At 59.4% G+C, this 14,884-nt stretch carries 16 protein-coding genes; 8 read left to right on the top strand and 8 right to left on the bottom strand.

All coding sequences use genetic code 11. From position 1 onward, the window contains the following. The first annotated feature begins 114 nt into the window (after window positions 1-114). On the top strand, window positions 115-1,971 hold the full coding sequence (locus tag AB8B33_RS15630; protein WP_439016059.1) for an ABC transporter ATP-binding protein: 1,857 nt from the start codon (window positions 115-117) through the stop codon (window positions 1,969-1,971). 67 nt (window positions 1,972-2,038) lie between these two features. On the opposite strand, the gene AB8B33_RS15625 is transcribed toward AB8B33_RS15630, so the two are convergent. Continuing rightward, window positions 2,039-2,290, bottom strand: a complete 252-nt coding sequence (locus tag AB8B33_RS15625) for a CopG family ribbon-helix-helix protein (protein WP_007824443.1) — start codon at window positions 2,288-2,290, stop codon at window positions 2,039-2,041. A 162-nt stretch (window positions 2,291-2,452) separates the two neighbouring features. On the opposite strand from AB8B33_RS15625, the gene AB8B33_RS15620 reads away from it, so the two are divergent. After that, window positions 2,453-4,348, top strand: a complete 1,896-nt coding sequence (locus AB8B33_RS15620; protein ID WP_439017260.1) for an ABC transporter ATP-binding protein — start codon at window positions 2,453-2,455, stop codon at window positions 4,346-4,348. Here the strand turns inward: AB8B33_RS15620 and AB8B33_RS15615 are convergent. Continuing rightward, the gene (locus tag AB8B33_RS15615) at window positions 4,319-5,248 is read right to left on the bottom strand and encodes an endonuclease/exonuclease/phosphatase family protein (RefSeq protein ID WP_439016058.1); all 930 of its coding nucleotides are present in this window, start codon (window positions 5,246-5,248) and stop codon (window positions 4,319-4,321) included. The two genes, AB8B33_RS15620 and AB8B33_RS15615, sit on opposite strands and share 30 nt — an antisense overlap. Window positions 5,249-5,535: 287 nt before the next feature. Here AB8B33_RS15615 and petA point away from each other — a divergent pair, with 287 nt between their 5' ends. The 4 genes from petA (at window position 5,536) to AB8B33_RS15595 (ending at window position 8,951) form a co-directional block, all read left to right on the top strand. Then, window positions 5,536-6,111: a ubiquinol-cytochrome c reductase iron-sulfur subunit gene (gene petA / locus AB8B33_RS15610; RefSeq protein ID WP_310386946.1), complete on the top strand. Its 576-nt coding sequence runs from the start codon at window positions 5,536-5,538 to the stop codon at window positions 6,109-6,111. A gap of 14 nt (window positions 6,112-6,125) precedes the next feature. Continuing rightward, complete coding sequence (locus tag AB8B33_RS15605; RefSeq protein WP_310386948.1) at window positions 6,126-7,394, top strand: cytochrome b; 1,269 nt, start codon at window positions 6,126-6,128, stop codon at window positions 7,392-7,394. A gap of 25 nt (window positions 7,395-7,419) precedes the next feature. Next, entirely contained in the window at window positions 7,420-8,292 is an 873-nt protein-coding gene (locus tag AB8B33_RS15600; RefSeq protein ID WP_113322015.1) for a cytochrome c1, read from the top strand. 116 nt (window positions 8,293-8,408) lie between these two features. Next, window positions 8,409-8,951, top strand: coding sequence for an adenine phosphoribosyltransferase (locus AB8B33_RS15595; RefSeq protein WP_310386951.1), 543 nt, complete (start codon window positions 8,409-8,411; stop codon window positions 8,949-8,951). A gap of 55 nt (window positions 8,952-9,006) precedes the next feature. Here AB8B33_RS15595 and AB8B33_RS15590 read toward each other — a convergent pair whose 3' ends face one another. Beyond that, window positions 9,007-9,474, bottom strand: coding sequence for a MaoC/PaaZ C-terminal domain-containing protein (locus tag AB8B33_RS15590; RefSeq protein WP_310386953.1), 468 nt, complete (start codon window positions 9,472-9,474; stop codon window positions 9,007-9,009). After that, the gene (locus AB8B33_RS15585; protein ID WP_439016057.1) at window positions 9,471-9,941 is read right to left on the bottom strand and encodes a MaoC family dehydratase; all 471 of its coding nucleotides are present in this window, start codon (window positions 9,939-9,941) and stop codon (window positions 9,471-9,473) included. The genes AB8B33_RS15590 and AB8B33_RS15585 overlap by 4 nt, the downstream gene beginning before the upstream one ends. A gap of 81 nt (window positions 9,942-10,022) precedes the next feature. Here AB8B33_RS15585 and AB8B33_RS15580 point away from each other — a divergent pair, with 81 nt between their 5' ends. Continuing rightward, on the top strand, window positions 10,023-11,093 hold the full coding sequence (locus AB8B33_RS15580; protein ID WP_439016056.1) for a hypothetical protein: 1,071 nt from the start codon (window positions 10,023-10,025) through the stop codon (window positions 11,091-11,093). 115 nt (window positions 11,094-11,208) lie between these two features. On the opposite strand, the gene ychF is transcribed toward AB8B33_RS15580, so the two are convergent. Beyond that, window positions 11,209-12,312, bottom strand: coding sequence for a redox-regulated ATPase YchF (gene ychF, locus AB8B33_RS15575; protein ID WP_439016055.1), 1,104 nt, complete (start codon window positions 12,310-12,312; stop codon window positions 11,209-11,211). 227 nt (window positions 12,313-12,539) lie between these two features. On the opposite strand from ychF, the gene clpS reads away from it, so the two are divergent. Beyond that, complete coding sequence (gene clpS, locus AB8B33_RS15570; protein ID WP_037100028.1) at window positions 12,540-12,851, top strand: ATP-dependent Clp protease adapter ClpS; 312 nt, start codon at window positions 12,540-12,542, stop codon at window positions 12,849-12,851. Between the two features lie 25 nt (window positions 12,852-12,876). Here clpS and AB8B33_RS15565 read toward each other — a convergent pair whose 3' ends face one another. The 3 genes from AB8B33_RS15565 to AB8B33_RS15555 all read right to left on the bottom strand — a co-directional run bounded on the left by AB8B33_RS15565 (window position 12,877) and on the right by AB8B33_RS15555 (window position 14,871). Next, entirely contained in the window at window positions 12,877-13,332 is a 456-nt protein-coding gene (locus AB8B33_RS15565) for a GNAT family N-acetyltransferase (RefSeq protein ID WP_310386962.1), read from the bottom strand. 5 nt (window positions 13,333-13,337) lie between these two features. Further along, window positions 13,338-14,054, bottom strand: coding sequence for an aminoacyl-tRNA hydrolase (gene pth, locus AB8B33_RS15560; RefSeq protein ID WP_037100023.1), 717 nt, complete (start codon window positions 14,052-14,054; stop codon window positions 13,338-13,340). 94 nt (window positions 14,055-14,148) lie between these two features. Further along, window positions 14,149-14,871, bottom strand: a complete 723-nt coding sequence (locus AB8B33_RS15555; RefSeq protein ID WP_439016054.1) for a substrate-binding periplasmic protein — start codon at window positions 14,869-14,871, stop codon at window positions 14,149-14,151. Window positions 14,872-14,884: the final 13 nt, after the last annotated feature.

The following is a 14,884-nucleotide window of genomic DNA, read 5'->3' as shown; positions in this document are numbered from 1 at the left end:
TAATTGCGCGGCCATCACGGCCTCGCCCCTTGAGCCTCCGGTTCCCATATGTGCTTTCGTGCGCCCTAAGAGCGCAAAGCCGGGGCCGGAACGCGGAAGTTCTGGAGCGATTTCATGTTTGACTGGTTCGAACGGCGACTTAATCCCTATCCGAGCGAGGAGCCGGTCGCTCCCCCGAAGGGTCTTTTTGCCTTCTGCTGGCACTACAGCAAGCCGGCGGCGGGATGGCTTGCGCTTATGGCCTTCTTGACGGCGCTGATCGCAGTCGGTGAAGTGGCGCTCTTCCAGTTCCTTGGCGATATCGTCGACTGGTTGACGAATGCCGATAAGGCGACCTTCCTGCAGAATGAGGGTCACAAGCTGATCTGGATGGGCGCGCTGGTGCTGATCGGACTGCCGCTCATTGCCGGTCTCGATTCGCTGATCATGCACCAGATGATGCTCGGCAATTATCCGATGATCGCGCGCTGGCAGATGCACCGCTTCCTGCTGCGCCATAGCATGACCTTCTTTGCCAACGAGTTCGCCGGACGCGTTGCCACAAAGGTCATGCAGACGTCGCTTGCCGTGCGCGAAACGGTCATGAAGATCCTCGACGTCTTCGTCTATGTCGTGACCTACTTTCTGTCGATGATCGTCATCATCGCGGCTGCCGACTGGCGGCTGATGCTGCCGATCCTCGCCTGGCTCGGCATCTATGTCGGCATCGTCGCCTATTTCGTGCCGCGGCTTCGCAAGATTGCGGCGCAGCAGGCGGATGCTCGCTCGCTGATGACTGGCCGCGTAGTGGACAGCTATACGAACATTGCCACCGTGAAGCTGTTCTCCCATGCAGGCCGTGAAGAGGTCTATGCCAAGGAGAGCATGGACGGCTTTCTTGACACGGTGCACAGGCAAATGCGCAAGGTGACGCTCTTCCATATGAGCGTCTACATGAACAACTGCATTTCGCTGTTTGTCATTTCCAGCCTGTCCATCTGGCTGTGGCTGAACGGCACGATCTCGGTCGGCGCGATTTCCATCGCCATCGGCCTTGCGATGCGCGTCAACGGCATGTCGCAGTGGATCATGTGGGAAGTCTCGGCGCTCTTCGAAAACATCGGCACCGTCTATGACGGCATGGAGATGATGTCGAAGCAGCACGATATCGTCGACAAGCCGGGTGCGCCTGCGCTGACGGCGAAGAAGGGTGCGATCCATTACGAACGCATCGGCTTCCACTATGGCAAGGGCAAGGGCATCATCGACAACCTGTCGCTCGATATCAAGGCCGGCGAGAAGGTCGGTCTGGTCGGTCGCTCCGGCGCAGGCAAGACGACGCTGATGAACCTGCTCCTGCGTTTCTACGATCTGGAAGCCGGGCGCATCACCATCGACGGCCAGGATATCTCAGATGTGTCGCAGGATAGCCTGCGCTCGTTGATTGGTGTTGTGACGCAGGATACGTCATTGCTGCATCGCTCGATCCGCGACAACATTGCCTATGGGCGTCCTGACGCAACCGATGAGGACGTCATCGAGGCGGCAAGACGGGCGAATGCCTGGGAGTTCATCGAAGGGCTTGTCGACATGCACAGCCGCAAGGCGCTTGATGCGCAGGTCGGCGAGCGCGGTGTGAAACTTTCCGGCGGCCAGCGCCAGCGTATCGCGATCGCCCGCGTCTTCCTGAAGGATGCGCCGATCCTGGTGCTCGACGAGGCGACCTCGGCGCTCGATTCCGAAGTGGAAGCGGCGATCCAGGAAAACCTCTTCGCGCTGATGGAAGGCAAGACTGTCATCGCGATCGCTCACCGCCTGTCGACGCTAACCGAGATGGACCGGCTGATCGTGCTGGACAAGGGCCGCATTATCGAAAGCGGCACGCATGGCGAACTGGTCAGCCATGGCGGTATCTATGCCGATCTATGGAATCGCCAGTCCGGCGGCTTCCTCGCCGATCACGAGGAAGAGGCCGAAGTCGCAGCCCAATAAAATAAGCCCTTCCCGTTTCTGCGGGGAGGGCTTTTCTTTTGTCCTGCCGAAGAAATCAATTTTCCGCTTAGAGCGTGCGGACTCGGTCGGCGCAGAGGCTGTCGGCCCAGTCGATGACGCGATGATGCTCCACGACGATGATCGAGTTCGAAGCAAGCGACTGAAGCGTGAAAATCCGCAGCCGTTCCTCCCGTTCGATCCAGCTTGCGATGGCTTCCGTCACGATGCTGTCGCGCGGCACATCCAGCGCGTCCGCCAGGGCGTCGAGCTTTTCCGCAAGGGAAAGCGGAAGATGCGCATTGAGCGTTTTCGTTTCCATATCTGCGGTCTCCGGTAAGGCGCGATCATGGCACGAGATCGTGGCTGCTTCCACCCGTATCAAGGGAGATGACGCCGATATTACCGATCATTACGAAAATATAAGGTTGCGTCCGCCTTATATTCTCTTTGCCGCAATTCTGAACGGGCCTATATCGCGGTGATGCTGCTCACTCCGATCCTTCGCCTGTTCGAAACTTGGATAGATCCTTTCCGCGCCAGCGACAATCTTCAGCCGCCGCGCAATACTTTCGGATTCATCTGGTTCTACATCGGTCAGGCCAGGTGGCCTTTTATCGCCATGCTGGTGCTCGGCGGCATGTCGGCGGCAATCGAAGCAGCCCTCTTCTGGTTCGTCGGGCGCCTCGTCGACATCCTCAGCACGATCAAGCCCGGAGCCGGCTGGGGCACGCTTCTGGCCGCCCATGGCGGCGAGATTTTCGGCATGCTGGCGCTGATCGGCATTGTCCGTTTCGTCGTTGCCTTCCTGATCGCGCTGATCGACCAGCAGGTGATCACGCCGGGTTTCTATAATCTGGCGCGCTGGCAGTCCTATCTGCATGTGTCGCGCCAGTCGCTTGCTTTCTTCCAGAGCGATTTTTCCGGCCGCATCGTTACCAAGGTCTGGTCGGCGGGGCAGGCGACGGGCGATCTCGTGACATCGCTGATGGAAAGCGTCTGGTTCGTCGGCATCTATGCCGTCACCACGCTGGTTCTGGTCGGGCAGCTCGATTTCTCGCTGGCGGCGGTGGTTCTCTTCTGGCTGGCGGCTTTCAGCGTGCTTGCCCGCTATTTCGTGCCGCGCATCCGCTATCACTCGCGTGAAACCGCAGAGGCAGCCTCGCTGCTCAATGGCCGCATCGTCGATGCCTACAGCAATATCCAGACGCTGAAGCTCTTCGCACGCGACGAGGAGAGCGACCGCTACATGCTTGACGGCTTCAACGCCTATCAGGAAACGGTGCTGAAGTTCACGCGTTTCATCACCGGGGTTCGTGCGTCTATGGCGCTGCTCTCGGGCCTGATGATCGTCACCATGGCCGGCCTCAGCATCGATCTGTGGCTGCGCGGGCTGATCAGCTCGGGTGGGGTCGCCTTTTCGCTGACGCTGGTTCTGCGGTTGAACTTCCTTCTCGGCCGATTGATGACCCAGTTTAACGGCATCATGCGCAATCTCGGCACCATTCAGAATGCGGCCGAGCTGATTTCCCAACCGCTGCATCTCGTCAACCGCCCCGATGCGAAAGAACTCGTCATCAAGCAGCCCGGTATCCGTTTCGAAAATGTTTCCTTCCACTACGGCAAGGAGAATGCGGTCATCGACAATTTTTCGCTGACGATCCGTCCTGGCGAAAAGGTCGGCATCATCGGCCGCTCCGGTGCGGGCAAGTCGACGCTGGTGAATATTCTCCTGCGTCTTTACGATCTCGAAGGTGGACGCATTCTGATCGATGGGCAGGATATCGCCGCCGTCACCCAGGAATCATTGCGTATGCAGATCGGCATGGTCAGCCAGGATACGTCGCTGCTGCATCGCTCCGTGCGTGACAATATCCTCTTCGGCCGGCCCGATGCCGGAGAGGAACGCCTTGTCGAGGCTGCCGGACGCGCCGAAGCGCTCGATTTCATCGAGCGGCTGCGGGACCAGCAGGGCCGCAAGGGTTTTGACGCGCATGTCGGCGAGCGCGGGGTCAAGCTCTCGGGCGGCCAGCGCCAGCGTATCGCCATTGCGCGTGTGATGCTCAAGGATGCGCCGATCCTTGTTCTCGACGAGGCGACGTCAGCGCTCGATTCGGAAGTGGAAGAGGCGATACAATCGAACCTCAACCGTGTGATGGAAGGCAAGACGGTGCTTGCGATCGCCCACCGGCTTTCGACCATCGCCGCACTCGACAGGCTCGTCGTGATCGACCGCGGCAAGATCATCGAGGAAGGAACGCATGATGCGCTCCTCAAGCAGGGTGGGCTCTACGCTGAACTCTGGGCACGTCAGTCCGGCGGCTTCCTCGCTTCCGATGACGATACGCGCTCAGTATTCGCGAACGAAATCGCTGACTAGGCCGTAATGGTTCGAGCCGAAGCTGTCCTCCAGCCGGCTCGTCGAGCGGATGAGCAGCGGCGGTCTTGCGAAGATATGGTCGATGCTGATGCCGAACGAGCCGGCGCTGACCGGCCAGGTGGTTGGTTCCGGGAAATCTGTGGTCAGGCCGGTTCCGCGCAGAAAGTGCTGAATCGTCGGCGCGAGGATCGAGGAATTGAAGTCTCCGGCGACCACCAGAGCCCCCGTGTGAGATTGCATGAAAGTCGGGAGATCCTGGAGTTCGTCAGACTGGAAATCATCAAAATATGGCTTGGACAGGTGAGGGAACAGGAAATCGACAGGCGTTCCATCGAAGTCGATCGAAACCGACACGAGCCGCTTTTTCCAAAGCTCGCCGATGTCATGGATCTCCTGCTGGACAAAGGGACGCTTCGACAGCACAAGCGTATCGCATGTCTCGCTCGCATCGCAGCCGATGCGGTAGGGATAGAGTTGCAGCAGCCGTGGCAACTGCGCAAAGACCGGCTCGGCCTCCATGATGTCGACCACATCGGCGCCTGAAGCCAGTATGGCGTCGGCAATCCGCTCACCGTTTTCAAAATTGTCATTCTCGATGTTGAAGGACATTAGCCGGAAAAGGCGAGGGGCATTCTCCGGAGGCGTCCTGCCGGCGAATTCGCGCAGCATGATGACACCGTGGATATTCAGGAAGGTTGCCACCGCCAGCATCAGAAAGCCATACCAGTGCCGCTTGAAAAAGAGGGCAATGACCGCGCCGACGGCGCAAACGATGCTGAGATGAATCTGGAAGCTGTAAACGAGCGAAAGCAGCCAGAAATCGGTAAAATAGCGGAGCGAAACGAGGGCCAGGACAATGGTGATGAGGACGCTCAATACGCAGAAAACAGTATGCCTCATCGGCGCAAATCCAAATTCATATGGCAAACTCACCAGCGCCTAACACGCCCCCTCGTTTGTTGCAACGCAGCAAAGTTGCAAGCCAGTGATTGCCTTAAAAAATTCACTGAAATTTCCCGCGACATTGTGCCCCCATCCCCTTGCCAAGGCTGGACATAATTTGCGATCAAGCATAGAACGCGCCGGATTGGTGGGGAATCTATGGCCGAAATTTGTTCTGATAGATTCGCCGCCTCTGGAGGGGCAGGGCGGAATTCCGCGACAATTGCGCAGAGGATGGTTAAGCCGTGAGCGAACACGTAACGACAAGCGAGGCTTCAGAGCCCACTCGCCGTGATTTCCTTTATCTCACCACTGGCATGGCTGGTGCGGTCGGTGCCGTTGCGGTTGCATGGCCGTTCATCGACCAGATGCGCCCGGATGCGTCGACGCTGGCATTGGCTTCCATCGAAGTCGATGTCGCAAGCCTTACGCCCGGCATGTCGCTGACGGTCAAGTGGCGCGGCAAGCCGATCTTCATCCGCAACCGCACGCCGGAAGAAGTCAAGGCCGCCGCTGACGTCCAGCTGTCGGATCTCAAGGACCCGATCGCTCGCAACGCAAACCTTCCTCCCGACGCTCCGGCAACGGGCGCCGACCGCTCGGGCGGCAAGGATAAGGAAAACTGGATCGTCATGATCGGCACCTGCACCCATCTCGGCTGCGTTCCGCTCGGTCAGGCCGGTGAATACAATGGTTGGTTCTGTCCCTGCCATGGCTCGGTCTACGACACGGCCGGCCGCATCCGCAAAGGTCCGGCGCCGCAGAACCTGGCGATTCCGACCTTTTCGTTTTTGTCCGACACGAAGATCAAGATCGGTTGAGGGGAGACTGATTAATGAGTGGCCATTCCAGCTACGAACCATCAACCGGCCTGGAAAAGTGGGTCGATGCGCGCCTTCCGCTGCCGCGCATGGTCTATGACAGCTTCATTGCCTATCCGGTTCCGCGGAACCTGAACTACGCTTACACTTTCGGCGCCATGCTCGCCGTCATGCTGATCGTACAGATCCTGACGGGCGTCACGCTCGCCATGCACTATGCCGCCGACACGACGATCGCCTTCAACTCCGTTGAAAAGATCATGCGTGACGTCAACCACGGCTGGCTGCTGCGCTACATGCATGCCAACGGCGCTTCGTTCTTCTTCGTCGCCGTCTACCTGCACATCGCCCGCGGCCTCTACTACGGCTCCTATAAGGCGCCGCGCGAAATCCTCTGGATCCTCGGCGTCGTCATCTACCTGCTGATGATGGCAACCGGCTTCATGGGCTACGTTCTACCCTGGGGCCAGATGTCCTTCTGGGGCGCGACTGTTATCACCGGCTTCTTCTCGGCCTTTCCGCTGGTCGGCGAATGGGTTCAGCAGTTCCTTCTCGGCGGCTTCGCCGTCGACCAGCCGACGCTGAACCGTTTCTTCTCGCTGCACTACCTGCTGCCCTTCATGATCGCCGGCGTCGTTGTCCTGCACATCTGGGCTCTGCATGTGGTCGGCCAGACGAACCCGACGGGCGTTGAGGTCAAGACCAAGACGGACACGGTTCGTTTCACGCCTTACGCAACGCTCAAGGATGCGCTCGGCGTCTCGGTCTTCCTGATCGTCTATGCCTACTTCGTCTTCTACCTGCCGAACTATCTCGGCCATGCCGACAACTACATTCCGGCCGACCCGCTGAAGACCCCGGCCCACATCGTTCCGGAATGGTACTTCCTGCCGTTCTACGCCATGCTGCGTTCGATCACCTTCAACGTCGGTCCGATCGACTCCAAGCTCGGCGGCGTCCTCGTCATGTTCGGCGCGATCCTCGTGCTGTTCTTCCTGCCCTGGCTCGACACTTCGAAGGTGCGCTCGGCGGTTTATCGTCCGTGGTTCAAGCTGTTCTACTGGCTGTTCGTGATCAACGCGATCATCCTCGGCTGGCTTGGCTCACAGCCTGCAGAAGGCCTGTACACGACGATCTCGCAGGTCTGCACACTCCTCTACTTCGCCTTCTTCCTGGTCGCGATGCCGGTTCTCGGTCTGGTGGAAACACCGCGCCGTATTCCGAACTCGATCACTGAAGCGGTGCTCGAAAAGCGCAACAAGATTGCTGCGGCCAAGGCCTGAGCGAGCGACGGGAAGGAATAGAAACATGAAAAAGCTTGTTGCAAGCATTCTGTCGCTCGCGGTCACAGCCGGTGTTGCCGGTGTGGCTTTTGCTCAGGAAGCAGCGGCTCCGGCCGCTCATCACGAGGAAAGCGCTACGCCGCATTATCCGCTGAAGGAGCCCAAGGAAATCGACTGGACCTTCGCGGGTCCGTTCGGTCACTACGACAAGGGCCAGCTCCAGCGTGGCTTGAAGGTCTACACGGAAGTCTGTTCCGCCTGCCACTCGATGAACCTCGTACCCTTCCGCATGCTGAGCGAGCTCGGCTATTCGGATGCGCAGGTGAAGACCTTCGCGGCCAATTACGAAGTCCAGGACGGCCCGGATGCCAGCGGTGAAATGTTCACCCGCAAGGCGGTTCCGTCTGACCACTTCCCGTCGCCCTATCCGAATGTGGAAGCGGCTGCTGCCGCTAACAACGGTGCGGCTCCGCCTGACATGTCGCTGCTCGCCAAGGCGCGCGAAGTCGAGCGCGGCTTCCCGCAGTTCGTCTTCGACATCTTCACGCAGTATCAGGAAAGCGGCCCCGACTACATTCACGCGCTGCTGACCGGCTACGAAGAGCCGCCGGCGGGCGTCAAGGTGGCGCAGGGCTCGCATTACAATCCGTATTTCCATGCCGCTGACGTGCTCGCCATGCCGAAGCCGCTCTCCGACGACCAGGTCACCTATGACGATGGTTCGCCGCAGACGGTCGATCAGTATTCCAAGGATGTCTCGTCGTTCCTGATGTGGGCGTCCGAGCCGCACCTCGAAGAACGCAAGCGCACCGGCTTCATGGTCATGATCTTCCTGCTGATCTTCACCGTGCTGATCTACCTGACCAAGCGGTCGATCTATTCCCGGACCGATCACTAAGCGGCCCCTTAGTCCCGAGGAAAAGGCGGCTTTTTAGCCGCCTTTTTTATTTGGTTTGATCCGACGCAGTTGATAGTGTGCGGGCGCTTTGTGCCCCTCGCAGATACGGATTATCGATGAACAATACGCTTTCGGAGCTTGCGGCCAGCATCCGCTCCATTCCGGATTACCCCAAGCCCGGCATCATCTTTCGCGACATCACCACGCTGCTCGGCAATCCGCGTGCCTTTCGCCGGGCGGTCGATGAGCTCGTGCAGCCCTATGCCGGTCTGAAGATCGACAAGATCGCCGGCATGGAAGCGCGGGGCTTCATCCTCGGCGGCGCGGTTGCGCATCAGCTTTCCTCGGGCTTCGTGCCGATCCGCAAGAAGGGCAAGCTGCCGCATGACACGGTGCGCATCGCCTATAGCCTGGAATATGGCGTGGACGAGATGGAGATGCACCGCGATGCCGTCCAGCCGGGCGAGAAGGTAATCCTCGTTGACGATCTGATCGCCACGGGCGGCACTGCTGTGGGCGCAACACAGCTTCTTCGCCAGATCGGCGCGGAAGTGGTCGGTGCCTGCTTCGTCATCGACTTGCCGGATCTCGGCGGCCGCAAGAAGCTCGAAGATCTCGGTGTCGACGTGCACACGCTCGTAGAATTCGCCGGCCACTGAGCATCTCAATTTCAGTAGAGCCGTTGCAAGCTCTGCTGAAATTGCTCCAGCCGGATCATTCGAATTCCAGCACGCTGCTTTCGAAACGGATGACGGGAATACCGTCCTGATTGACGCCTTCACAAAGAATGGTGTTGAGATGCCAGCCCGGCCGCGACGCAAGCGGCCGGCCCGAGAGAAAGGTCACGGAGTAGCTGACCGTCTCATCGACAAAAACCGGCTTCAGCCATTGCAGCTTCTGGAAGCCGGGTGAGGGGCCAAGGTTCGGCGGTTCCAGGCCCTCCTTCTTCAGGCGGTCAATCTCCGCCATCCAGTATCTGAGGAAGCATTGCATCCAGGCGGCCGTCGTGTGCCAGCCAGAGGCGCAGAGCGCGCCGAACATGGTGTCTTTCGCGGCCTGGCTATCGGTATGGAAACGCTGCGGATCGTATTTACGTGCGAAGCGGAGGATATTTTCCTCTGTAAAGACGTAGGTGCCGATCTCAACCTTGTCGCGGGCAGCGTAAAGTTCGGTCATTCTCATAAGCCAGCCTCCGGGCTACCACGCATGCCGAAGATGACGGAATTTTCCGACAGACAGACCAGTTCGCCGCGCTGGTTTTCCACCTCGTGGCGGAATTTGACGATGCCGAGGCCTGGACGCGAGCGCATCGGACGCGCCTCCAGCACCGTCGAATGGCCGGAGAGAGTGTCGCCTGCCAGCACCGGTTTGCGCCATTCCATGAAATCGACGCCTGGTGCACCTTCGCAAAGCGAGTTCAGCACGAAACTGTCGGCCATCATGCGCATGAACATCGCCGAAGTGTGCCAGCCGGAGGCGGCAAGGCCGCCGAGGATGCTGGCGCGGCCTGCCGCTTCGTCCAGATGCATCGGCTGCGGGTCGAACTCCGCGGCGAATTCGATGATTTCGGGTGCCGTTACCGGCTTCGGGCCGAGCGGGAAGCGCCGGCCGGGCTGGAAATCCTCATAGGCGAGCTTTTCTGCAGGCATCAGGGTCTCTCATCATAGGCAGGCCTCATTGCTTACAATAGCATCCGCGCGGGCTCAATGATTCCCTGGGGGCGAACCAGAATGGCAGAACTAAGGTCGATACTCGATGAGGCGGCGCGGGAGGGGCTGATTACCGCCGAGGCCGGCGAGAGGCTGGCGCCGTTCCTTGCGGCGCGTGGCGTGACCGTCGAGGCGCAGGCGGCCGGGCCTGAAGAGCCTGCCTGGTCTGATACCGAGACACCGCGCTTCGTGCGCGGCTTCCACGATGTACTGATCACCATCGGCATTCTCATCGCACTTGCGGGCCTCTGGGGGCTTGTCTCGCTCTATGCGGTGCTGCCTGCGATCCTGGTGCTGGCGGAAATCCTCGTGAAGCGCCAGCGCCTCGCGCTGCCGGCTGTCGTGCTGACGCTGGCGGTTTTTGCCTGGACCTTCCGGATGATGCTGTCGGTCTATCCCTCCAATGCCGATCTGTGGCTGACCGGTGATGGCATCGATAGGTTCATCGTCGCATTCCCTGTCATCATGGGGCTTTTCTATCTGCGCTACCGTGTGCCGCTTGCGCTTGCGCTTAGCATCTTCTCGGGGCTGGCCCTCGTCCTCGCGCTTGTCTTCCGCCTGCTGCAATGGGGGAGCGGCGACGATGCCTTCATTCTCAACCATCCGACGCTCGTGTCGATCATCCTGTTTGCCAGCGCCGTTGGCCTGTTCGTCGCCGCACTCGGCTTCGATCTCAGCGACAGGTTCCGCCGCACGACGCGATCGGATGTCGCCTTCTGGCTTCATCTCGTCGCCGCGCCGGCTCTGCTTTACAGCATCCGGATATTGCTCTCACTAGACGGCGGCTGGCTGGATATCATGGACGCCAGCTCCTTCAAGACGCCTGTTGTCGTCGTGATCGTCGCGCTGCTGATGCTGATTGGCCTGATCATCGACCGGCGCGCTTTCGTGACGTCCGGCCTGCTGACACTGGGACTGGCGATCTATGGGATATTCCAGCAGGGGAGTGCGACCGTCGATACTTACATCTTCGGAACGCTTGTTGTCGTCGGCGTGATCGTGCTCGTCATCGGTACGGGCTGGATGCCGCTTCGGCGCATCGTGCTGCGCGCTTTGCCCTCAGGCGTCGTGGAAAGGCTGCCGCCGGGCTGAGCAGCATTTAAAGCATATGGCGACCTGAAAGATCACCACATGCTTTAAGTCTTTGTCCTGCACATGTCGTTGTCGCAAAACCGCTGCACACTTTTGCGCGACATGCTTTGGTCAATCAGGTGTTGAAGCGGAAGTGGATGACGTCGCCGTCCTGGACAACATATTCCTTGCCTTCGTCGCGCGCCTTGCCGGCTTCCTTGGCGCCGACTTCGCCGCCGAACTGGATGTAGTCGTCATAGGCGATGGTGTTGGCGCGGATGAAGCCGCGTTCGAAATCCGAGTGGATGACGCCGGCCGCCTGCGGCGCCTTGGTGCCACGCTCGATCGTCCAGGCCCGCGTTTCCTTCGGGCCGACCGTGAAATAGGTGATGAGATGGAGCAGCTTGTAACCGGCGCGGATCAGGCGGTCGAGGCCCGCTTCGTCAAGACCGAGGGCCGAGAGGAATTCCTTGGCCTCCTCGTCCGGAAGCTGGGCGACTTCGGATTCGATCGCCGCCGAGATGGTGACGGTTTCGGCACCCTGAGCCTTGGCCATCGCAGCGACGGCCTCGGTATATTTGTTGCCGGTCGAGGCATCGCCTTCGGCGACGTTGCAGACGTAGAGAACCGGGTGCGATGTCAGAAGGTTGAGGCCCTTCAGTATGTTGGTCTCTTCGGCATCGAGCTTCGAAAGCAGCGTGCGGACTGGCTTGCCGTCCTGCAGCAGCGCCAGCGAGGCTTCCATGATCGGCAGCATTGCCATGGAATCCTTGTCCTTGCCAGTGGCGCGCTTGCGCGTCTGCTCGGTACGGCGCTCGAGGCTGTCGAGGTCGGCGAGCATCAGTTCGGTCTCGATCGTATCGGCGTCGGCAACCGGGTCGATGCGGCCTTCCACGTGGGTGATGTCGCCGTCTTCGAAGCAGCGCAGCACATGCACAATGGCATCGACTTCGCGGATATTGGCAAGGAACTGGTTGCCGAGACCTTCACCCTTCGAGGCGCCGCGCACGAGGCCGGCAATATCGACGAAGTTGATCCGGGTCGGAATGAGTTCCTTCGACTTGGCGATATTGGCAAGCTTCTGCATGCGCGCGTCGGGAACGGCCACTTCGCCGGTGTTCGGTTCGATCGTGCAGAAAGGATAGTTCGCCGCCTGTGCTGCCGCCGTCTTGGTGAGCGCATTGAAGAGGGTCGATTTGCCGACATTCGGCAGGCCGACGATACCGCATTTGAAGCCCATGGCTGAAACCTGCTGTTCTCTAGAATTCCTTGGCCGTGCCTATGGGATAAAGGAGGGGAGCGGTCAAGTCTTAGAGAGCTTTTCTCGCGGCTCCCTTGCCGACAGGGTCTAGTGGCCTTATTCTTATTGCGGCGGGATTTTTGCCGACACCGAGTGTCGAAATTCTGCAATCGAAATAGTTTAGTTAGATCGAACCCCCTTCCCATGTCATCAAGGGCGGATTTCCGATGGTTGACAACGATATTGCCTTGAAACCCAAAACCAGAACGAAGCTCAAGCTGGACAAGCCGAAGCTTTACAAAGTCATTCTCGTCAATGACGATTATACGCCGCGCGAGTTCGTCATCATGGTGCTGAAGATCGTCTTCCGCATGAGCGAGGATACCGGCTACCGCGTGATGATGACGGCGCACAAGCTCGGCTCGTGCGTAGTGGTTGTCTGCACTAAGGACATAGCGGAAACAAAGGCCAAAGAAGCCATCGACCTTGCCAAGGAGATGGACTTTCCGCTGATGTTCACCACGGAGCCTGAGGAATAAGGGCCTGAGAAATAGGACAGGCGTCTCAAGACGGCCGGCGGATATGGTAGCCGGTCTTGTCCTGCATGAAACCGCAATTTTCATAGAAACGCAGTGTCGCCGGATTTTTCGATCCGGTCAGCAGCATGACCTTGTAGCAGCCGGCATTCCAGGCTTGCGCAATCGCATGCCGGATGACCCTGCCGGCATAACCTTGCTTGCGGTGATCGGCGTGGGTGACGACGTTTTCGATCAGTGCGTAAGGGGCGCCATTGCGCGTCAGGTTGGGCACGATGATCAGCGTGACGGTCGCAGCAGCAATCTCGCCGGCAACGCCAATGAGGACCGTCATGCCGGGCTGCGCGAGAATGGCGGAGAAACGTTCCATTGCCACATCAGGCGCGAGGACCGGATCGGTCGGGCTGAGGTGCTGGTAAAGGGTGATCAGGTTCTGCAGATCGCCGACGACCGCAGGTCGGATGATGAAATCCCCGCCAGCCATAGCGTTCAGTCGCCCTTGTTGCCGAACATCTTCTTCAGCATCTCGGCCATGGGACCGGTTGCAGGAAGCTTCTGCTGGCTCTGATTGCGGGCCTGATGGATATGGGACTTTCCCGCCGGCTTCTTCTCCGGTTTCGGCTTTTCCTCTTCCGCTTTACCGCCCAGCGCCAGCGCGATCTTGTTCATGAGCTGGGAATCCTCTTTGCGGACCAGCATCTCGGCATTGTCGGCAAGCGTGTCGAGCAGTGGCTCCAGCCAGTCGCTGTCGACTTTGGCGAAATCGCCGAGCACATGGTTATGCACCAGTTCCTTGACGCCGGGATGGCCGATGCCAAGGCGCAGCCGGCGATATTCCTTACCGCAATGGGCGTCGAGCGACTTGATGCCGTTGTGGCCGCCATGGCCGCCGCCGGTCTTCAGCCGCGCCTTGCCGGCCGGCAGATCGAGCTCGTCATAGATCGCCACGAGATCGGAAGGCTGCAGCTTGTAGAAGCGCATGGCTTCGCCGACTGCTTCACCCGACAGATTCATGAAGGTCTGCGGCTTGATCAGCAGCACCTTCTCACCCGCCAGTTCGCCTTCGGAAATCTCTGCCTTGAACTTCTTCGACCAGGGCGAAAAGCTGTGGCGGCGGTAGATGGCATCCACCGCCATGAAGCCGATATTGTGCCGGTTGCCGGCATATTTCGCGCCGGGATTGCCGAGACCCGCAATGATCAGCATGGCCTGTCTTCCTTGCAAGAGCTGTTGGCGTTCACCACCGCGAAATGGCGGCAAAGTCAAGTGGCAAAGGCAGGTGTGAACGGCAGGCGGCCGATCATTTCAGCAGATGCAGACCATATTTCAGGAAGATCTGCTTCTGTTCGCCGCTGGCGATCAGCTTGTCCAGCGAGGCCTGCATGCGGGCCAGGAGATCGTCCGGGAAATTCTTCTCGCAGGCAATACCCATCGGCTGGGAGGACAGTATCGTCACCATTTCCAGCGGCTGGTCGGCCTTCAGCTTGTCGAAATAGAGTTCGGAGATCGGCATCATGTCGATGCGCCCGCCAAGCAGCTTTCGCAGCGTTGCGTTGAAATCGCTGGCGACGTCGAGCTTGGTAAAGCCCTTCTCCTTCAGCGTCACTTCCGTGTAATCGTCGCGCTGTGTGCCGATGACGTATTTCTTTGCCTCTTCAAGATTGGTGGCAGAGACGCCCGAACCCTGGCGGGTGATCAGGATGTTGCGGTCGATGAGAAGCGGCTCGACCCATTTGAACAGGCCGTCACGCGCGGCATTGTGGGCGGTTGCGAATACGCAGGTCATGGGTGTCGCGCGCGCGAGACTGAAGGCGCGGGCCCAGGGCATTATCTCGATCGTATACTCGACGCCGATATCGGCCATGATCTTCTCGACCTGCTCGACGGTCGCGCCCTTGATGACTTTTCCGTCGCGGTAGTTGAAGGGGGCGTATTCCTCGGTCACGAAGGATACCGTCTCGGCCGAGGCAGATGTGGCAAAGCAGGGTAGGGTCAAAAGTGCAAGAAGCAGCAGCTTTTTCATCGCGATACCTCCC

The organism is Rhizobium sp. 768_B6_N1_8 (assembly GCF_051811225.1).
Lineage (GTDB): Bacteria > Pseudomonadota > Alphaproteobacteria > Rhizobiales > Rhizobiaceae > Rhizobium.
Note: the sequence above shows the minus strand (reverse complement) of the source record. Positions and strands in the feature narration are given on the sequence as shown.